Origin of the sequence: Pseudomonas sp. SJZ074 (genome assembly GCF_007828215.1) — a bacterium.
In the GTDB taxonomy this organism is placed as follows: domain Bacteria; phylum Pseudomonadota; class Gammaproteobacteria; order Pseudomonadales; family Pseudomonadaceae; genus Aquipseudomonas.
Genome location: NZ_VIUE01000004.1, coordinates 158024 through 176720 on the forward strand (window position 1 = coordinate 158024; position 18697 = coordinate 176720).

At 59.5% G+C, this 18697-nt stretch carries 17 protein-coding genes, 1 tRNA gene and 2 pseudogenes; 1 reads left to right on the plus strand and 19 read right to left on the minus strand.

Annotated elements, in window-relative coordinates; all coding sequences use genetic code 11:
- Nucleotides 1-4: 4 nt before the first annotated feature.
- The 18 genes and pseudogenes from FBX99_RS06980 to FBX99_RS07055 form a co-directional block, all read right to left on the minus strand.
- The gene (locus FBX99_RS06980) at nt 5-535 is read right to left on the minus strand and encodes a chemotaxis protein CheW (RefSeq protein WP_144925845.1); all 531 of its coding nucleotides are present in this window, start codon (nt 533-535) and stop codon (nt 5-7) included.
- Nucleotides 536-539: 4 nt separating this feature from the next.
- A complete protein-coding gene (locus tag FBX99_RS06985; protein ID WP_371921405.1) occupies nt 540-1715 on the minus strand; it encodes a methyl-accepting chemotaxis protein in 1176 nt (391 codons plus the stop codon).
- Nucleotides 1713-2321 (minus strand): annotated as a pseudogene (locus tag FBX99_RS29530) (MCP four helix bundle domain-containing protein); the annotation flags it as partial. The gene FBX99_RS06985 and the pseudogene FBX99_RS29530, both read right to left, overlap by 3 nt.
- Nucleotides 2322-2639: 318 nt before the next feature.
- Nucleotides 2640-3374: a methyl-accepting chemotaxis protein gene (locus FBX99_RS29535; protein ID WP_371921404.1), complete on the minus strand. Its 735-nt coding sequence runs from the start codon at nt 3372-3374 to the stop codon at nt 2640-2642.
- 123 nt (nt 3375-3497) lie between these two features.
- Nucleotides 3498-4274, minus strand: a pseudogene (locus FBX99_RS29540) (cache domain-containing protein); the annotation flags it as partial.
- Nucleotides 4275-4412: 138 nt separating this feature from the next.
- The gene (locus FBX99_RS06995) at nt 4413-5474 is read right to left on the minus strand and encodes a chemotaxis response regulator protein-glutamate methylesterase (protein WP_144925836.1); all 1062 of its coding nucleotides are present in this window, start codon (nt 5472-5474) and stop codon (nt 4413-4415) included.
- Entirely contained in the window at nt 5471-5983 is a 513-nt protein-coding gene (locus FBX99_RS07000) for a chemotaxis protein CheD (protein ID WP_144925833.1), read from the minus strand. Before FBX99_RS07000 ends, FBX99_RS06995 begins: the two co-directional genes overlap by 4 nt.
- On the minus strand, nt 5976-6782 hold the full coding sequence (locus FBX99_RS07005) for a protein-glutamate O-methyltransferase CheR (RefSeq protein ID WP_144925829.1): 807 nt from the start codon (nt 6780-6782) through the stop codon (nt 5976-5978). Before FBX99_RS07005 ends, FBX99_RS07000 begins: the two co-directional genes overlap by 8 nt.
- 7 nt (nt 6783-6789) lie before the next feature.
- The gene (locus FBX99_RS07010) at nt 6790-7704 is read right to left on the minus strand and encodes a chemotaxis protein CheW (protein WP_145131079.1); all 915 of its coding nucleotides are present in this window, start codon (nt 7702-7704) and stop codon (nt 6790-6792) included.
- Nucleotides 7701-8567 carry a Cache 3/Cache 2 fusion domain-containing protein gene (locus FBX99_RS07015; RefSeq protein ID WP_145131081.1) on the minus strand — a complete coding sequence of 289 codons (867 nt, stop codon included), beginning with the start codon at nt 8565-8567 and terminating at the stop codon, nt 7701-7703. The genes FBX99_RS07010 and FBX99_RS07015 overlap by 4 nt, the downstream gene beginning before the upstream one ends.
- Before the next feature lie 14 nt (nt 8568-8581).
- Nucleotides 8582-9115 carry a chemotaxis protein CheW gene (locus FBX99_RS07020; protein WP_144925819.1) on the minus strand — a complete coding sequence of 178 codons (534 nt, stop codon included), beginning with the start codon at nt 9113-9115 and terminating at the stop codon, nt 8582-8584.
- 4 nt (nt 9116-9119) lie between these two features.
- The gene (locus FBX99_RS07025) at nt 9120-10760 is read right to left on the minus strand and encodes a methyl-accepting chemotaxis protein (RefSeq protein ID WP_145131083.1); all 1641 of its coding nucleotides are present in this window, start codon (nt 10758-10760) and stop codon (nt 9120-9122) included.
- Between the two features lie 756 nt (nt 10761-11516).
- Nucleotides 11517-11660, minus strand: a complete 144-nt coding sequence (locus tag FBX99_RS29545; RefSeq protein ID WP_371921402.1) for an Arm DNA-binding domain-containing protein — start codon at nt 11658-11660, stop codon at nt 11517-11519.
- Nucleotides 11661-11885: 225 nt separating this feature from the next.
- Nucleotides 11886-11961, minus strand: a tRNA-Gly gene (locus FBX99_RS07035).
- A gap of 63 nt (nt 11962-12024) precedes the next feature.
- Nucleotides 12025-12585, minus strand: coding sequence for a CDP-diacylglycerol--glycerol-3-phosphate 3-phosphatidyltransferase (pgsA, locus tag FBX99_RS07040; RefSeq protein WP_144925813.1), 561 nt, complete (start codon nt 12583-12585; stop codon nt 12025-12027).
- Nucleotides 12586-12617: 32 nt separating this feature from the next.
- Entirely contained in the window at nt 12618-14441 is a 1824-nt protein-coding gene (gene uvrC, locus FBX99_RS07045; RefSeq protein ID WP_144925810.1) for an excinuclease ABC subunit UvrC, read from the minus strand.
- A 2-nt stretch (nt 14442-14443) separates the two neighbouring features.
- The gene (uvrY, locus tag FBX99_RS07050; RefSeq protein WP_024781217.1) at nt 14444-15085 is read right to left on the minus strand and encodes a UvrY/SirA/GacA family response regulator transcription factor; all 642 of its coding nucleotides are present in this window, start codon (nt 15083-15085) and stop codon (nt 14444-14446) included.
- 127 nt (nt 15086-15212) lie between these two features.
- Entirely contained in the window at nt 15213-15647 is a 435-nt protein-coding gene (locus tag FBX99_RS07055; RefSeq protein WP_144925803.1) for an N-acetyltransferase, read from the minus strand.
- A 642-nt stretch (nt 15648-16289) separates the two neighbouring features.
- Between FBX99_RS07055 and FBX99_RS07060 the strand changes: the two genes are divergently transcribed.
- Complete coding sequence (locus FBX99_RS07060) at nt 16290-17360, plus strand: 3-deoxy-7-phosphoheptulonate synthase (protein WP_144925800.1); 1071 nt, start codon at nt 16290-16292, stop codon at nt 17358-17360.
- Here FBX99_RS07060 and FBX99_RS07065 read toward each other — a convergent pair.
- Nucleotides 17339-18442: a hypothetical protein gene (locus FBX99_RS07065; RefSeq protein ID WP_256662498.1), complete on the minus strand. Its 1104-nt coding sequence runs from the start codon at nt 18440-18442 to the stop codon at nt 17339-17341. The genes FBX99_RS07060 and FBX99_RS07065 overlap by 22 nt on opposite strands.
- Nucleotides 18443-18697: the final 255 nt, after the last annotated feature.

An 18697-nucleotide genomic window follows, 5' to 3' on the forward strand; every position in this document is an offset into this window, starting at 1 on the left:
GAGTTCAATTATCAGCCTCGTATCCTGATGCCCCGCTCACTTTCTCCAGCGTGGCAAGTTCATTCACCGAGAGCACATGGCCGATGTCCAGCAGAATGATGAAACGGTCGCCGACCTTGCCCATACCATGAATGAAGTCAGCGCGCACATGCGCACCGAAGGCCGGTGGCGGCTCGATGGCCGCCGGGTCAATCTCCAACACCTCATTCACCGCGTCGACCAATATGCCGATCACTTGGCGCTCGGCGACCTGGTCCACCTCGAGAATTACGATGCAGGTACGCCGTCCGATCTCCATCTGCCGACCACCGAACCGCACCCCCAGATCAATCACCGGCACTACCGCCCCGCGCAGGTTAATGACCCCGCGAATGCTGGGTGGCATCATCGGTACGCCGGTGAGCCGGCCGTATTCGATGATCTCCTTGACGCTGAGCGTGCCCACGGCGAACTGCTCACCCGCGAGGGTGAAGGTCAGGTACTGTCGGGGTTGCGGCGCGCCGTTGGGGCTATGCTCCTTGATCAACCGGCTCATGGCATCACTCCAGGAAGCGCACGAAACCGGCGGGTAAGGCCGAGTCGCGACTGTTAACCAGCGCCTTGCCCGGGGAGGACACGGATAGGGTCGGCTTCGCCCCACCGGCTTCTGCGTTGCGCTCGCTTTCACTATGGCGGGCGAGGGTGAAGAAGCCCATCACTTGCTGCAGCTGTTCAGCCTGACTGCTCATTTGCTCGGCGGTGGCGGCCAACTCCTCGGAGGCCGAGGCGTTCTGCTGGGTGATCTGGTTGAGTTGATTCATCGCCGTGTTGATCTGGCCGACGCCGGAGGATTGCTCTTCGGAAGCTGCGGCGATTTCCTGGACCAGGTCGCTGGTCCTGGCGATACCGGGGACGATCTCGTCGAGCAGGCTGCCCGCGCGCTCGGCCAGGGCCACCGAGTTCTTGGCTACCTCGCCGATTTCCTGGGCAGCGACCTGACTGCGCTCGGCCAGCTTGCGCACCTCGGCGGCGACCACCGCAAAACCTTTACCATGCTCACCGGCACGGGCGGCCTCGATGGCAGCGTTGAGGGCCAGCAGGTTGGTCTGGTAAGCGATGTCGTCGATGATACCGATCTTATCGGCGATGCTCTTCATCGCGCTGACGGTGTCCTTGACCGCCTCGCCACCCTCGCGGGCCTGTTTGGTGGCCTTGCCGGCCATGACATCGGTGAGCCGGGCGTTCTCGGTATTCTGCTCGATGGAGGCGGACATCTGCTCGACACTGGCAGATGTCTGCTCGACACTGGCGGCCTGTTCGCTTGAGGCCTGGCTCATCGATTGGGCGGTGGCGGAGACTTCCTCCGAGGCACTGCTCAGGGCGTTGGCCGAACCGCGCACCTCACCAATGACCTGCGAGAGTTTTCCCACCATGGCTTTGATGGCGAACAACATGCTGGCGCTATCACCGGCCCGGGTCTGCACCTCCACGGTCATGTCGCCGCCGGCAATCTTCGATACCACCTCCACCACATAGGCCGGCTCGCCGCCAAGCTGCTTGAGCAAGGTGCGCAGAAACAGCAGCCCGAATCCGATCGAGAATAGCGCAACCAAAACAGCCGTTATGATCGAAATGGTGCGGATGAACGATGCAGCCTCCTCTTGTGCCTCGATCTTGCTCTTGGCCTTCAAGTCCTGTGCGCTCTTGAGTTCGGACAGCGTACTGAAGGCCTTCACTGCGTTGTCCTTGACCTCACTCAGGTTGATCTCGCCGCCACGCTTGATGTCACCGGCCTCGATAGCTTCAACCTGGTGTTCCATACCCTTGCGCATACGCGCATAGGCCTCACCCAAAGTATTGACCGACGTCGCCGTGGTCGAATCGGCCAATGCGTTCAACTCACCCAGCAACTGGTCGACCTTGTTGAAGTGCTCGGTGTTCTGGGCTTTCCACTCGGCGATGGCGCTCGGACTCCCAATGGCAATCATTCGCAGGATATTGATGTCCACGCGCGTAAGTAGCCCATCAATCTGACCGATGGTCGATGCCACATGGTAGTCGTTGTCATACAGACTATGGATGTCGGCAGTAGCGGCTGCCTGACGACCTAGCAGAAACATTGTCAACCCCCCAAAGGCCAGAATGACCGAGGCGAGCAAGATGCTAATTTTTTGTCTGATGGTCCAATTGTTCACGAAGTGAATTCCAAATAATGGTTTGTGGTGAGAAAGGTTCGGGAAAAGCGTTGTCCACACACCGAGCTTTAGGATCATCGATTGCCGTGCAACCCTCAGGTCGCGGGTAATTGGTGAAACGCCGGCCAATACCGAACATGCCTCCATTACAAGTCAGGTCAAGCAGGAGCAACGGGCACACCCGGATGTTTAGCTGCGAGCCAGGGCATGCTTTTGAGCGAGTTTCAAGCCCCCATGATTCAGACTCGAAGCGTTTGCCGGCAATCAGTAGCCGCTTATTTTTTGGTAGGGCAAATCCGCACCATCCAGGGGGACGCCGACCAACTCGCTGAGCGTGCCTTTGGTTGAAACGACAACGACTTTCTACGTTATCCACAAAGGCCTGCCACACCGCGGCTTCACGCAACTGAAACCCGCCCTCTGAAGTTTTCCAAACTGCAAAAACTTGCTGTGCGGATTTACGGTTCAAACCCGAAACTGGCCCAGCAGACGATTCAGGTGACCGGCCAATTGCCGCAGATTCTGGCTGGCGGCACTGGTTCGTTCGCCGGCCTGAGCGTTTTCCTGTGCGAGGCCGGTGGCCTGGGTGACGTTGCGGTTGATGTCTTCGACCGCCTGAGATTGTTGAGAGATCGCACTGGCAATGGAGGCATTGAGCCCGGTCAGGTTACGCAGGGAATGGCCTATTTGATCCAGGCTGCGGCTGGCCAGGTTGGCTTGTTCGATGGTGAGTTGCGAACCCTGGCGGCTCTCGTCGATCACCTTGACCGCGGCATCGGAGTTACGCTGCAGGGTTTCGATCATGCCCTGGATCTCGGTGGTCGATAGCTGAGTGCGCTGAGCCAGCATGCGGACTTCGTCCGCCACCACGGCAAAGCCGCGACCCTGCTCTCCCGCCCTCGCCGCTTCGATGGCGGCATTGAGGGCAAGCAGGTTGGTTTGTTCCGCAATGGCGCGAATCACTTCAAGCACCCTTCCGATCTGGGTACTTTCCTGCGAGAGGGTCTGAATAACCGCCACCGCTTGCTCGATGGTCCCTGACAGCTGCTCGATCTGCCGTGAACAATTGTCAATACTGCTTTGCCCCAACCGGGCTCGCTCATCGGCGTCACGCACTTCCCCGGCGGCCTGTTCGGCATTCTTCGCCACATCCTGGACGCCGTACGTCACCTCATCGATCGCCGCAGCCACCCGCTCCATCTGTTGTGACTGCTGCACGCTGTGGCCCTGGCTTTCGGTGGCGATGGCATTCAGTGAAGCCGATGCCTGATTCAGTGCATTGGCCGCTTGCAACGACTGCTCGATCACGCCGCGCAGTTTTCCAGTGAAACCGTTGAAGTGACCGGCCAGTGCGGTCAGCTCATCTTGACCGCGAGCGTCCAGTTGACGCGTAAGGTCGCCGTCTCCGCCGGCGATATCGGCCATCGCGCGCACCGCGTCGCTCAATGGCCGGGTGATGCTCTTGCTGATCAGTATGATCAGGCCGCCCAGCAGCAGGCCGATGCCCAGGAACACAGCGGCAGCTTTCCACATCTGAGCACGAAACGCGGCTTGCACGTCATCGGTGTACGCGCCTGAGCCCAACACCCAGGCCCATGGCTGGAACAGCTGGACATAAGAGACTTTCCCCACTGGCTCGCTGGCGCCCGGTTTGGGCCAGCGGTAGTCCACAAAACCACCGCCCTTGCTCTTGGCGACCGCGACCATGTCCATGAACAGGGCCTTGCCGTCCGGATCCTTGAATCCAGAGAGGTCCTGACCGTCGAGCTTGGCATTGGTCGGATGCATCAACATCTTCGGCCCGAGATCATTGATCCACAAATAGTTATCACCGTCATAACGCAGCTTGCGCACCATAACGATGGCTTGTTTCTGTGCCTCTTCGCGGCTCAGTGCACCGGTCTTTTCCAAACCGTGGTAGTGCTCAAGTATGTTCATGGTGACTTCAACCACTTGCCGGGTCTTTTGTTCCTTGGCGGCATAGTCCTCGATGTAGATCTGGCGCAACATCGTCAAACCGAGCAAAAGAAGCATGGTCATGGCAAGCAGGAGTACGATCCATAGCCGACGGCTGATGGGCATGTTGCGAAGAATTTTCATTTGAATGTTCGATCCTCATGAGGCGAAGGTGATTTTTCAGGCTCCGGGCTCGGGCCTCTTTTCAGCTGCACAGCCCATCCCCCTTACAGAGCCGTCAGTGCCCATCGATATAAGTGGGTTCTCTGGGAAAGCTTGTATTCATCGCCTGCCGGTCATGCCCGCGAGGATCGCCGCGGGGATCTCACCGAGGGGGAGCATCCGCTCTACCGCGCCCAACTTGAACGCCTCCTTCGGCATGCCGAAAACGACGCAGCTGTCCTCGTCCTGGGCAAGGGTTCGTGCACCCGCCTCGCGCATTTCCTTCAAGCCGCGCGCACCGTCGTCGCCCATACCGGTCATGATGATCCCCAGCGCGTTGCCGCCGGCCGCACGGGCAGTGGAGCGAAACAGCACGTCGACCGAAGGGCGGTGCCGACTGACCGGCGGGCCGTCGCGAACCTCCACGTGATATTGGGCACCACTTCGTGTTAGCAGCATGTGCCGCCCACCGGGGGCGATCAACGCGCGCCCTGGGGTTACCCGGTCACCATTGCGCGCCTCCAGCACCTCGATCCGACACAGCCTATTCAGCCGCTCGGCGAAGGCCGCGGTGAAGCGTTCCGGCATGTGCTGAACGATGACCAGGCCGGGACAGGCCCGCGGCAAGCGCGTAAGTATCGCTTCCAACGCCTGGGTGCCGCCGGTGGAGGTGCCGATGGCCACCAGCGTCTCGGTGGTCTGTGCCATCGCCAGACTTGCGGCTGGCAGGATCGCGTCGGCGGACAATTTGACAGCAGCCTGGGGGACCAGACGGCGCAGGTTGGCCCGCGCCGCGCTCTGGATGGCCTGGACCAGTTCGTCAACGGCTTCGTGGAGGAATTGCTTGAGCCCCAGCCTGGGTTTGCTGACGATACCGACCGCGCCTTCCGCCAGCGCTTGCAGGGTGGTCTGCGCCCCAGCCTCGGTCAGCGTAGAACAGATCACCACCGGAGTCGGTCGCTCAGCCATCAGTTTCCTCAGGAACGTGATGCCGTCCATGCGTGGCATTTCCACGTCCAGCACCAACACATCGGGCCATTGCCGCTGCATTTTCTCCAGGGCGAACAACGGATCGGCGGCCGCGCCGATCACCTCGATCCCCGGCTGTGCGGCGAGCACGGCCGACAGCACCTGGCGCACCACGGCGGAGTCGTCGACGATCATGACCTTGATGGGCGTCATGCGCGCGTCCCCTGGCGTGGGTCCAGTGCCGGCGAAACATGCTTGAGCGAGACATGGCCGCTCCACAGGTCGAAGATAAGGTTGCGGTGGCCCACCCCCTCCACATGGGCACCCCTGCACGTCAGACCGTGAACCTGTAGCAACTGCCTGGCGGCGTCGACGTTCTTTTTGCCCACGTGCCTGTCCTTTTGCCTACCGATAGAGGGAAACATGTTGCCGCCGCCGAATAACTGGATGCGGAACTCCATGGGCGAGACGCCGTGAACGCGAGCTTCACGCAGCATCAGCTCGATGGCTTCATCGCCATAACGGCCGTCCAGCTCCCCGGTTGGCGGGTGCGGCCGGGTCGGCAGCATGAAGTGGCACATGCCGCCGATCAGCAGCCTGGGATGCCAACACACCAGAGATACACAGGAGCCCAGCAGAGTCCGGATGCGCGTGTAGCGGTCGCCGAAATACAACTCGCCCGGCTGCAAAAAGATCTCGATGATGCCGTCGGGTCTACGCATGAGGCTTGCGGTAGATGGAAGGGGCCACGACTTTAAGCTCGTCGCAGACACCGTTCAGGCTCTCCGAGTGGCTGACGATGAAATAGCCACCCGGCTTGAGCAACGGCAGCATGCGCCGCACCACTTGACGCTTGGTCTCGAGGTTGAAATAGATCATTACGTTACGCAGGAATATCACCTCGAACTCACCCAGTTCCGGCAGCGCTGAATTCAAATTTATCTGCTGGAAACGCAGACGGTTGCACAACGCCGGGTCTATCAGCAGCTTACCGGCGTGCTCGCCGACTCCCTTGAGGCAATATCGGTTCAACAGCGGCCGTGGAATGTTTTCGGCGTCGGCAATGTCGTACAAGCCCGCGCGGGCCTTTTCCAGCATGCGTGTACTGAGGTCCGAGGCGAACAATTCCCAGGGTCGACTGCCGAGGGCATCGGCCAAGGTCATGGCGATGCTGTAGGGCTCCTCGCCGGAGGAGCAGGCGCCACTCCAGACGCGCAAGCTGGAACGGTCGAGCAACTCCGGCAGGATCCGCTCACGGAGGAAGTCGAAATGCTTCGGCTCGCGAAAAAAGTAGGTTTCGTTGGTGGTCAACAGGTCCACCGCGACCTGCAGTTCCGCGCGCTCGCTCATCAGCAGGCGAAAGTATTCGCCATAGCCGGACAGCCCATGCTGGCGGACGCGCTTGGCCAGGCGACCGCTGACCAGCGGCTTCTTGGCATCGGACATGCTGATCCCGGCAATCTCGAAAATCATGCCGCGAAACTGCTGGAACTCTTTATCGGAGAGCACCGGATTATTCATTTTCAGGTCACCTTGGGCCGAGGGCGAGGAACTCATTGGCAGAAAGGCCTTGCCCGATATCCAGCAAGGTGACGCCCTGATTGTCGATCGTGACGGTGCCGCGAATGAAATCGCTCGCAATTCCGCTGTTCGATGTTGCCGGCGACTGGATGTCCAGCGCAGGGATCGGCAACACGTTGACAACCGCATCGACCAGAACACCGATCATCTGCATGCCGTCGTCGCGCATCACTTCGAAAATGATGATGCTGGTGCCTGAACCGATCTCTATCGGCGGCCAACCGAAATGTGAACCCAAGTCGATCACCGGCACCAGCGCATCGCGAAATCTGATCGCCCGACGCAACCGCTTCGATGTACCGGACCCGGCAACGATTCGAGCGGCTCCGACGATCGTTTCGACGCTGGATGCACTCACCGCGAACCGCTCGCCACCGAGTGTAAAAAAGAGGTAGTGATTGTTCGCGGCAGGTGTGTCGGCGGTCGACAATGCCCCCCTGTCCATATCGACAAGGAGCTGCTCTGTATCAAGTAATCGAGCAGCGAGCCCGTTCAGCTGGCGCACTTTTTCGTCAAGTTCACCGAGTTCCATGTGTAACCGAACATCGGGTTGCTCGCCGATGGCCCCATAACCCACATGACAACGGGAATCGCCGTCCTCTTGCCCGTCAGAGGGCATCTCGAGGTGCTTTGTCGCAAGCACTTGCGAGATAGCGCTGAGTTGTTCGATCGCGTATCGATTGAAACGCTCGAGGTCGTCGGACCCGGCATCGACCAGCGACGCAGTTGGAACACTTGCCTGCCTGTCGATGCGCCGCTCCGACCGGTGGCGAATGCTCAGGACGACGAGTATCAGGATGCCTAGCGCCAGGGACGCAAGTAGCCAGAACACCAGGTTGCCGGCGTCAATCAATGAGCTCATTGCATTGCTCCTGACCGCGCACGCTCGTGGTGACCCTCAAGCGTGAAAAACCCCATCAATCGCTGCAATCGCTCGGCCTGTGTGTCGATCTGCCAATCTTCACCGTCAGTGCCTTCGACCACAGCGAGCACCTGCTCGCTGCTGACGTTGTCCGACCGGAACAAAACCCGGTTGTATTCATCCAGCACCGCCATGAAACCACTGTCCAGGATATTGGTGCGGCCTACGGCTTCCCGAAGCGCTTGCAGTTCGATCTTATAACCGACATACCAGATACCGATGACTGCGCCGCGAGCGTCGAAGATCGGTTCATACCCGGCCAGGTAAGGATGGCCGAGCACGTCGACCAGACCATAGAACGCTCTCTCCTGGCGGATGGCTGCAATGGCCTTGCCTTTCGGGTCCAGTCGAGTGCCGATCGCCCGCCGCCCATCATCGAGCATGACGTTGGTCGAAATGCGCACGAAATCTTCGCCGTTCCTGGCGAACAAGGTCGCGCTGCCCCCACCCATATCGGCGGTTACAGAGTCGACGATACGGAAGTCGCTGGCCTGGGGATGCCCTCCGAGCAGCAAGTCGGGAACAGCGACATTGTTGACCAGGACATCCGAGCCCAGGCTTGCGCCGCCCATCGACGTACTACGCTCTTGCAATAAACGCATCCCATTCTTCACACGGTCGCGCAGCAGCGTGTCGGTGACTTGCAGAAGCTCTTCCACGCTTTTGAGCTTTTCCTCGTTCAAAAGCTTGAGGTCCGCGTGGGCGACGTCGATTTCATGCAGCCCCACGAAGAACCCACCACCGATCATTGACAACGCGATAGGGAATGTAACCGCGATCATCAGGCGCGCAGAAATGCTCATACGAACTTTAGAGGTCAACTATCCGACTCTCCGAACTCAAGCGCCTCGCTCACCTCATCCAACGCAGCGAGCTCACCCACGGAAAGCAACCGGCCGATGTCCAGAAGAATCACCAGACGGCCGTCGACCTTGCCCATTCCCTGGATGAAATCGGTGCGCACATGCCCGCCGAAGGCCGGCGGCGGCTCGATGTCCGACAGATTGATTTCCAACACTTCGTTCACTGCATCGACCAATATGCCAATGACCTGTTGCTGATTGCCGCGATCCACTTCGAGAATGACGATGCAGGTGCGCCGGCCGACTTCGGTCGGCCGTCCACCGAAGCGCACCTCTAGATCGATCACCGGCACCACTGCCCCACGCAGATTGATCACGCCGCGGATGCTGGGTGGCATCATCGGCACACCGGTGAGTTCACCGTACTCAATGATCTCCTTCACACTCAACGTGCCCACGGCAAACTGTTCGCCGGCCAGGGTGAAGGTCAGATACTGTCGGATCTGCAGGGAGGCTACGTGATTGTCCAGCTTGATCGACTGTCCCACGGCATCACTCCTGGAAACGCACGAAACCGCTCGGCACCGCCGAATTATCAGTTTCAGCCACGCCGCTGATGGCCGGCAGGCTGGTAACTACCCTGGACCTGGCAGAGGCAGTCAAGAGAGGCGCGCCGCGCTCATGTTCACCGTGGCCCGCAAGGCTGAAAAAACTCATCAGTTGCTGCAACTGCTCGGCCTGTCCGCTCATTTCCTCGGCGGTGGCGGCCAGCTCCTCTGAGGCAGAGGCGTTTTGTTGGGTGATCTGGTTGAGCTGGTTCATCGCCGTATTGATCTGGCCCACGCCAGAGGATTGTTCGGCGGATGCGGCGGCAATTTCCTGGACCAGCTCGCTGGTCTTTGCAATGCCCGGAACAATCTCATCGAGCAGGCTGCCGGCGCGCTCGGCCAGGGCCACCGACCCCTTGGCAACCTCACCGATTTCCTGGGCGGCAACCTGGCTGCGCTCAGCCAGCTTACGCACCTCGGCGGCGACCACGGCAAAGCCTTTGCCATGCTCACCGGCACGGGCAGCCTCGATAGCAGCGTTGAGCGCGAGCAGGTTGGTCTGGTAGGCGATGTCATCGATGATGCCGATCCTTTCCGCGATGCTCTTCATCGCGCTGACCGTGTCCTTGACCGCCACGCCGCCTTCAACGGCCTGTTTGGCCGCGTTGCCCGCCATACCGTCGGTGACCCGGGCGTTTGCGGTGTTTTGCTCGATGGAAGCGGACATCTGCTCGACCGAGGCCGAGGTTTCCTCGACGCTGGCTGCCTGCTCGCTGGAGGCCTGACTCAAGGACTGTGCGGTAGCGGAAACCTCCTCGGAAGCGCTGGTCAAGGCATTGGCCGATCCACGCACCTCGCCGATGATTTGCGAAAGTTTCTCTACCATGCTCTTCATCGCGGCGAGCATGCTGCTGGTATCGTTATTACGTAGAGGGATGGTTACACCGAGATCCCCCGCTGCAACCCTGGAGAGCACCTGCGCCGCAAACGCCGGCTCGCCGCCCAACTGCCGGAGCAAACCACGGATAATAAGGAAGGCGATCAAGACTGAAACCAATACCGCTGCAATCAGCAGACCGATGAGAATCTGCTGCGCTCTGTTTGCGGCCACGTCACTTTGATCGTAAGCCTCTTTTGCCAACTGGTCGTTGAAATCGACGATATCTGACAACAGATCATCAACGACCTGAAACAACTGCGTGGTCTCGTTATTCATGAGATCCGTAGCTTTCAGGTTATCGGTTTGCGCGAGGGTCAAGACCTTCTTGGCCGAAGACTCATAAGGGCCCCAGGCGGCATCAAATTTCTTCAGCAGGTCCCTTTCGCGATCAGTCAGATAGGTCTTGCTATATTTATCGAGCAGCTCTGCCATCTTCGCTTTATTTCCATTCATACTCTCAACAATATTGCCCTGCTCGGCCTTGTCGGAAATCAAGTAGTCATAAAGCCCACGATTATGGTAAATGGCCTGCATGTTGGCATTCGCCACGTCTTTGATAGGGGTCAGGTTATTGGCGTACATTTCGTTGAGCATGGTGTTGATGTTATTGCCACCCGCCAAACCAACCAGCGCAATAATCAATGTAATTAATATGACGGACGCGAATCCCAAGCCCAGCTTCGTCGCAACGAAAACACTCTTCATTACTTTACGACCCTTTAATAAAACAACTGTTTAGGCGCTGACGAAGTCGCGCTTGCCATAGACACCCTGCTCTCCTGCCGTCAGGAGGCAGGCGACAAGTGGGGTCGCGACGAAGACTGGAGGATGCGTGGACCACGGCATGATCTATTGCCATGCTTGATACGGATCCGCCCTATACCGATCGAGCCGCTGGCAGGCAGCGATGCCGCTCGCTACGCGACGAAAGATTCGCAGCAAAATGCCAGCAGGCATGATGTAGGTTCTAACCAACAATCAGCCATCAGACCCTGCTGGTTTTTCAGTGAGCATTTTGGAGACGATAGTAAGGATTGCCCTACATTAAGCACGGCATGCTGTAGCTGGAAGTGCAACTACACCTGCCCACCGACTGATCACCCACCTGGCCCAAAGGCTTAACTGGCCATGAACAACGAAGGTAAGGCGCCCCTCTACATCTCAACCTGAGCGCCCTCGCTGTCAGCCGACTCGACGGTCAATTGAAGCGGAACGTTCTGGGTCCGACCAGGCTATCGAGACCCACGACCAGAAACACGATGCCCAACTTTGCGTAGCACTTTCAATGCTGAACAACCGTTTCTTAGGTGTTTTCCGTGGCCAGGCGCCTAGCATTACGTTCCAGTTGCCGATGGACACGCGGATCGATGCCCCCTAGCGACCAGCGCCCTGGCAACATCACGCAGAGCGCGAGCATCTCGTAAGGCTAATTTCAGGATGGGTACCGAGAGAAATACGGGGTTACTTATCCGCCCAGGAAAAGCGGAAGTGCCAGTACTTGTCGCCTTTCGTATTCACGAAAAGAGCAAGGCCGTTGTAGTCAGGAAGGGTGTAGTCCTTGGCACGGGGTTTTGCGAGCCGGACTGCATTATCGGTGAGAGCCATCGTACAATCTCCGTCTCGTTTGAATAGAGGAGATTTTTACGGTTTCCAGTGAGGCGAGAACCACGAAAAAGTGATTTACCAAATGCCGAATTGATGTACAAAAAAATGTACTAAAAAATCGTGGCTAGTCGTGGTACCAAGTGGAACTTACCGGAAACAAAAAAGAGACCGAAGTCTCTTTTTTTAATTTCTACAGACTTCAATAGAAGCCAATAGAACAATAATTGGAGCGGGAAACGAGACTCGAACTCGCGACCCCGACCTTGGCAAGGTCGTGCTCTACCAACTGAGCTATTCCCGCGTCTTGGTGTGGCGCATTCTATAGATTCAGATTACGCCGTCAACCCTTTGATTCAAAAAAGTTTTATTTCGAGTCCACGTCGGTCCGCAGATGCGGCCAGGCGGCGCGCAGGTATTGGACCATCGACCACAGTGTCAGGCCGGCGGAAATCAGCAGCAGTGCATAGCCCATCAGTACCCAGAAGCTGAAGTCCGAGGGGTTGGCCAGCAGGATGACCAGGGCGAGCATCTGCGCGGCGGTTTTCCATTTGCCGAGGTTCGACACCGCGACCTGGGCGCGAGCACCCAGCTCGGCCATCCACTCGCGCAGTGCCGAGACGACGATTTCACGGCCGATGATCACTGCCGCCGGCAAGGTCAGCCAGAGGTTGCCGTGTTCCTGCACCAGCAGCACCAGGGCCACTGCGACCATCAGCTTGTCGGCCACCGGATCGAGGAAAGCGCCGAACGGTGTGCTCTGCTCCAGGCGGCGAGCCAGGTAACCGTCCAGCCAGTCCGTCGCAGCGGCGAAAGCGAAGACCGAAGCGGAGGCCACGTAGCTCCAGTGGTACGGCAAATAGAACAGCAATATGAAGATCGGAATGAGCAGGACGCGTAGAACGGTAAGCAGATTTGGGATATTCATCGGCACAACTGGCTGCGAGGTTGACGGGCATTCTACTCGCTATGCAGGTTCGCATAAATCGACTCTGCGAGCTTTTTACTGATACCGGGAGCTTTGGCGATCTCTTCGATGCTGGCACGAGACAGCTCCTGCAATCCACCGAAATGTTTCAACAAGTCCCGTCGCCGTGTCGGGCCGACCCCTGCCACGCCTTCCAGGGTGGAGGTGCGGCGAGTCTTGCCACGGCGGGCGCGGTGGCCGGTGATGGCGAACCGGTGGGCTTCGTCACGGATCTGCTGGATCAGGTGCAACGCCGGGGAATCCCCTTTCAGGGTGAATTCATGGGCCGCATCGTTCAGGTACAGGGTCTCGAAACCGGCCTTGCGCGTGGCACCCTTGGCCACGCCCAGGAGGATCAGGTCGGGAACCATCAGTTCATTGAGCACGTCGCGGGCCATGGACAGTTGCCCTTTGCCACCGTCCACCAGCAGGATGTCCGGGAGCTTGCCCTCCCCGTCCTTCAGCTTGCCGAAGCGTCGCATCAGTGCCTGGTGCATCGCCGCATAGTCGTCGCCGGCGGTCACGCCTTCGATGTTATAGCGGCGGTAATCGGACTTGATCGGGCCTTCCGGGCCGAACACCACGCAGGACGCCACGGTGGCCTCGCCACTGGAGTGGCTGATGTCATAACACTCCAGCCGCTGCGGTGGTTCGTCCAGGTTGAGGACATCGGCCAAGGCATCGAACCGCGCCGCGACGTGCTGGCGGTTCGCCAAGCGCGCGCCCAGGGCCTGTTCGGCATTGGTGACCGCCAGTTGTTGCCAGCGCGCCCGGGTGCCGCGCACGCGGTGGCTGATGGTCAGCTCGCGACCGCGAAGCGTATGGATGGCTTCAATCAGGGTCGGGAAGTCCTCGTGGACCACATTGACGATCAATTCGCTCGGCAGGTCGCGTTCCGGACTGCTGACGTAGTATTGGCCGAGAAACGCCGACATGACCTCGGCCACGTCTTCCTCGATACCTACCTGGGGGAAGAAGTTCTTGCTGCCAAGCACGCGGCCACCCCGCACGCTGATCAGATGCACGCATGCACCGCCCGGGTTGATGAACGACGCGATCACATCGACGTCGCCGCTGCCACCCTCCATGCTCTGCTGGTCCTGTACACGGCGCAGCAGACCAATCTGGTCGCGCAACTCGGCGGCCTTTTCAAACTCCAGATTGATCGCAGCCTCTTCCATCGCGGTCGACAACTCATCGGCCAGCGCATTGCTACGACCTTCCAGGAACATCACCGAGTGACGCACGTCCTCAGCATAGACTTCGGGCTCGACAAACCCCACACAAGGCGCCTTGCAGCGCTTGATCTGATATTGCAGGCAGGGCCGGGTGCGGTTCTTGTAATAGCTGTCTTCACACTGGCGCACAAAGAAGGTCTTTTGCAGCAGGCTCAGGCTTTCACGAATCGCACCGGCGCTGGGGTAAGGGCCGAAATAGCGGCCCTTGGCCTTTTTCGCGCCACGGTGAATGCTCAGGCGCGGGAACGCCCCATCGGACAGGAACACGTAGGGGTAGGATTTATCATCCCGCAGCAGAATGTTATACGGCGGCCGCCACTCCTTGATCAGCGTCTGCTCGAGCAGCAGCGCCTCGGTTTCGTTGGCGGTGATCGTGGTTTCGATCTGCGCGATGCGCCCCACCAGCGCGGCGGTCTTGGGGGCCAGGCCGGTCTTGCGAAAGTAGCTGGCCAGGCGCTTCTTGAGATTCTTGGCCTTGCCCACGTACAGCAGGCGTGCGTCGCCGTCGAACATGCGGTACACGCCGGGACGGCCACTGCATGTGGACAGGAAAGCACTGGGATCAAACAGTTCGGTCATTATCAGGCGCTGGCATCGACCATGCCATGACGCACTGCCAGCAGCGTCAGCTCGACATCACTGCTGATCGAAAGCTTCTCGAAGATACGGTAACGGTAGGTGTTGACGGTTTTCGGCGACAGGCACAGTTTATCGGAGATGATCTGCACTTTTTGACAACCGACTATCATCAAGGCGATCTGGATTTCCCGCTCCGACAACGCATCGAAGGGCGATTCATTGGTCGGCTGGAATGATTTGATCGCCAACTGCTGGGCGATCTGCGGGCTGATGTAGCGCTGCCCGGCGAACACCAGGCGGATGGCCTGGACCATCTCGTTCAAGCCGGCGCCCTTGGTGAGGTAACCCGCCGCGCCCGCTTGCAGCAACCGGGTCGGGAACGGATCTTCCTCACAGACGGTTACCGCGACCACCTTGATGTCCGGGTGACTGCGCAGCAGCTTGCGCGTGGCCTCAAGACCGCCGATGCCAGGCATCTTCACGTCCATGAGGACCACATCGGGTTTCAATTCACGCGCCTTGATCAGGGACTCTTCCCCGGATTCGGCCTGACCAACCACCTGCAGACCGTCGATGTCAGCCAGCATTCGTGTAATGCCCGTACGAACGAGATCATGGTCATCGACCACTAACACCCTAATCAAGCAGACACCTCACCATTCGGTCTTATATGGACTGCCTCACACCTTAGCAAAAAGCTTCCGGCAGACCTAGCGCCAAGGGGCATTAAAAAGTTACAGCAAGTCTTCCCGGGACAAGCTATCCGAGGCCTCAAGCCTCAGCGTCTCGCTGCATTCTCAGGAAACACTCATCCTCACCCGCGACGTATAGCCCCATGCGTTCATAGAGCTTCCTGGCCGGATTGTCCTTGAACACCGTCAGGCGCAACGCCGGGCGCCGCTCCAACGCGACCATGTCCCATGCCTGTCCAATCGCCCATGTCCCGGCGCCCTGCCCCCGGAACGCCGGGGCGATCTGTAATTCCCGGATATACAAGGCCCTGGCATCGCGGCTCAGACTGACAAACCCCAGCACCCGGTCCTCGCGGCAGATCAGCCAGTTCTGGCGAATGATCCATGCCAGGTCAAATGCCTCGTCCTGCCAGAGCAAATCATGGCGCAGGTAATACGGCAGCATGTTGGCGCAGGTCAGTTGCCGGGCGAAATCGATGTCTGTGGTGGTGGCCGCACGCCACTGGAAACTCATGGGTACCTCGTCAAAACAACGCCAACGAAATTTGCGAGCCGAATGACAGCATCCAGGCGCAAGACCAGAGTTTGTCATAATGTCAGCCAGACTCAATGCCACGAACAATTGCATCTCGGCGATAGAAACTTCTTATTGAATCGGAGCCCCAGCCTCGGTAAGCTCGGGACCATTCATCGGAGACAGACCATGTTCAACGCCCTCTCACCGCTTCAAGCCGTCAGCGCCCCGCGCTCGGTTGCGGCTGCCCGGGCGAACAGCGTTGCTGCTCCGGCCAACTTTTATTTTGGGTATTGGTTTAGCCACTGGCGCGCCTGATACCCAACCGGCGCCCACTTTAACGGGTCGCCTTCCAGAGTTCATAAACCCCCGGTCGGCCTCCCGACCGGGGGTTTTGTTTTTTCAGCCCTGTATTTTTGCAACACCGACAACTTTGAGGGTCAAGCCATGAACTACGCCACTTATTACCGTTACGACTTTTGCGCCTGGCGATTTACCAGCCTCCGCTCGGGACAGCCTGCCGCCTCCGATCGGTCACCTATCGGTGGCATGCCAACACTTAAGGCCAGTACGGCCAACTGTCGAACACCCCACTAGGGCCGGCGCGGGAACGAACCCGCTGCACGCCCAGGAAGCCAGATCATGAATTCGTCCGTCTCCGCTTTGCCGCTGTCCACGCTCAACCCTGCCAATGAAGCCCTGACCCTGCGTCTGCCCAGCTCGTTGCAGCTCAAACATCAAGTCCCCCTCAGCCACGCGTTGAGCCAACAAGTCGACGCCCATCGCCAGGCCGTCCGTGCAATCCTGGACGGTGAGGATGCTCGCCTGCTGGTCATTGTTGGCCCGTGCTCCATCCACGACCCGAGATCCGCCCTTGAATACGCCGCCAACCTGGCGCGCCTGGCCCGCGAGGTGAGCAACAGCATGCTCCTGGTGATGCGCGCCTACGTGGAAAAGCCCCGCACGACCGTGGGCTGGAAAGGCCTGGCGTACGATCCCGACCTGGATGGTAGCGATGACATGGCGGGCGGCCTGACACTGTCCCGGGAACTGATGCGGGAAATGCTGCAGCTCGGCCTGCCCGTCGCCACCGAACTGTTGCAACCCATGGCCGCCAACTACTTCGACGACCTGCTCAGTTGGGTCGCCATTGGCGCACGCACCACCGAATCGCAGATCCACCGGGAAATGGCCAGCGGCCTCGGCATACCCGTCGGCTTCAAGAACGGCACCGACGGCGGCGTCGGGATCGCCTGCGACGCCATGCGCTCCGCCGCCCACCCTCACCGGCATTTCGGCGTCGACGGCCAGGGGCATCCGGCAATCATCCAGACCCAGGGCAACCCCGACACCCACCTGGTGCTGCGGGGTGGACACCGCGGCCCGAACTACGACCGCCAGAGCGTCGCGCAGATACACAATGATCTGAACCGCCTGAAGATACCGGCCCGGATCATGGTGGATTGCAGTCACGCCAACAGCGGCAAGGATCCCTCGCGCCAGCCGGAGGTATTCAACGACGTGCTGGCGCAGCGGCTGCAAGGGAACCGCGCGTTGATCGGCATGATGATCGAGAGCCATCTGTTCGAAGGCTGCCAGCCCATCAGCCCGTCGATGCGCTACGGCGTATCGGTGACTGACGGCTGCCTTGGCTGGGAATCCACCGAGCAACTGCTACGTCAGGCCCACCGTCAGTTGCTATCAGCCACCTGAATGTCGTGCATGCCCTCCTTCGGGAGGGCGTTCGTGGAGCGCACATGAATCTCGACTCCAGCGAAATGCTGGCTCACATCGTCCAGGCGCTCGACCTGATAGCGAACCCGCACCGATCTACCCCGCTGACTCTGCCAATAGTCCGCCGGGACCACGAAGGTCATCGGTTGGCCGACGTTTGACGGGGCGATTTCGCGCTCGCTGACATAGGCGTAGCTGCCATCGCATTGCAGCCAGACCAACTCGCCAATCTCGAATCCGGCATTGTCGATGGTAATGGTTACCCCTTTCTCCTGCTCGTCGACATCCAGCTCACCCTGCTTCACACCCGGGATCCGGGGCGCCCTCAGCGGCGGGCGCACCAGGGCGCCGATGTGCAGCGACAAGGTTTCGGCGCGGCGTACGGAATGGCCGCGCCTGACGACATAAGCCAGCTCCAGGCGATGCCCCAGGTGCGGGGCAATCTGTGCGTGATCTATCCAGAACGAGACTTCGCGGCCGACGGCATGGGCTTCGATGTCCAGTACATCGCGCCAGAGCGCCTTGGAATCCCTGCTGCCGATCAGGATCAGCCGGTCCCCGACAGCCATTCTTGAATAAGGCCGAATGCTCACGCAGGTACCCTCGGGGACACGCTTCGGATCGAGGCTGCCGCCCACCGCATCGGTGGCAACGGCCGGCAGCAGTTGCGGCGCTGCATCACCGATCACCAATTGCAGGGGCTCCGAGTGCATCGGGGCCGGAAGCCGTCTACCGGTGACTTGATAAAAGATGTCCAGCGAGCCGCCGTCCAGCTCGGCGATGTGGGGCTCGCGCACGACGAAGATGACGTCCCGGTCGACCTGTCGTTCTGTGACGGACCGGCGGACCTCATGTCGATACGGCTCGCCGTCCGAATTGAGCCCATGCCAGAACAGCAGCACTTCATCGCCGCACGTCATCATCGGATAGGGTTTGAGAGTAATGGCAACCTTGCTCCAGGCCGGGTTGATCACCCCGCCCTTTGCCGCCGCCAGGATGGGGGCCCGGAGTTTCGTCCGAGCGCTGAGCCGGGCTCGCCGGCCAAATGGGTCAGTGGTCATGTATGGGTTCCAATCCTTGGATGAAGACGCCCTTTCCTGTAACGGCGTCTGACAGAGCCATTAAAACCTGCTCCTCGCAAACCCGCAGTCAGACAAGACGACAGCGCGGGTGGTCCCTTGCACTTGAGACTGTAGCTGCATGCAACCGGGTCTATCAGACGCATCCCGAAACCAAACACATCATTCGGCCACTTTTCTGATTCTTCCCGCCTTCTCTAGTCCGTTTTCGGTCGGCCACAGCGGTTTCTTCCTACA

Excerpts from the sequence above, each read along its gene's own strand:
- FBX99_RS06980 (WP_144925845.1), bottom strand. The coding sequence starts at position 535 with ATGAGCCGGTTGATCAAGGAGCATAGCCCCAACGGCGCGCCGCAACCC.
- FBX99_RS29535 (WP_371921404.1), bottom strand. The coding sequence starts at position 3,374 with ATGGAGCGGGTGGCTGCGGCGATCGATGAGGTGACGTACGGCGTCCAG.
- FBX99_RS06995 (WP_144925836.1), bottom strand. The coding sequence starts at position 5,474 with ATGACGCCCATCAAGGTCATGATCGTCGACGACTCCGCCGTGGTGCGC.
- FBX99_RS07000 (WP_144925833.1), bottom strand. The coding sequence starts at position 5,983 with ATGCGTAGACCCGACGGCATCATCGAGATCTTTTTGCAGCCGGGCGAG.
- FBX99_RS07005 (WP_144925829.1), bottom strand. The coding sequence starts at position 6,782 with ATGAATAATCCGGTGCTCTCCGATAAAGAGTTCCAGCAGTTTCGCGGC.
- FBX99_RS07010 (WP_145131079.1), bottom strand. The coding sequence starts at position 7,704 with ATGAGCTCATTGATTGACGCCGGCAACCTGGTGTTCTGGCTACTTGCG.
- FBX99_RS07015 (WP_145131081.1), bottom strand. The coding sequence starts at position 8,567 with ATGAGCATTTCTGCGCGCCTGATGATCGCGGTTACATTCCCTATCGCG.
- FBX99_RS07025 (WP_145131083.1), bottom strand. The coding sequence starts at position 10,760 with ATGAAGAGTGTTTTCGTTGCGACGAAGCTGGGCTTGGGATTCGCGTCC.
- FBX99_RS29545 (WP_371921402.1), bottom strand. The coding sequence starts at position 11,660 with ATGGCTCTCACCGATAATGCAGTCCGGCTCGCAAAACCCCGTGCCAAG.
- pgsA (WP_144925813.1), bottom strand. The coding sequence starts at position 12,585 with ATGAATATCCCAAATCTGCTTACCGTTCTACGCGTCCTGCTCATTCCG.
- uvrC (WP_144925810.1), bottom strand. The coding sequence starts at position 14,441 with ATGACCGAACTGTTTGATCCCAGTGCTTTCCTGTCCACATGCAGTGGC.
- FBX99_RS07055 (WP_144925803.1), bottom strand. The coding sequence starts at position 15,647 with ATGAGTTTCCAGTGGCGTGCGGCCACCACCACAGACATCGATTTCGCC.
- FBX99_RS07060 (WP_144925800.1), top strand. The coding sequence starts at position 16,290 with ATGAATTCGTCCGTCTCCGCTTTGCCGCTGTCCACGCTCAACCCTGCC.
- FBX99_RS07065 (WP_256662498.1), bottom strand. The coding sequence starts at position 18,442 with ATGACCACTGACCCATTTGGCCGGCGAGCCCGGCTCAGCGCTCGGACG.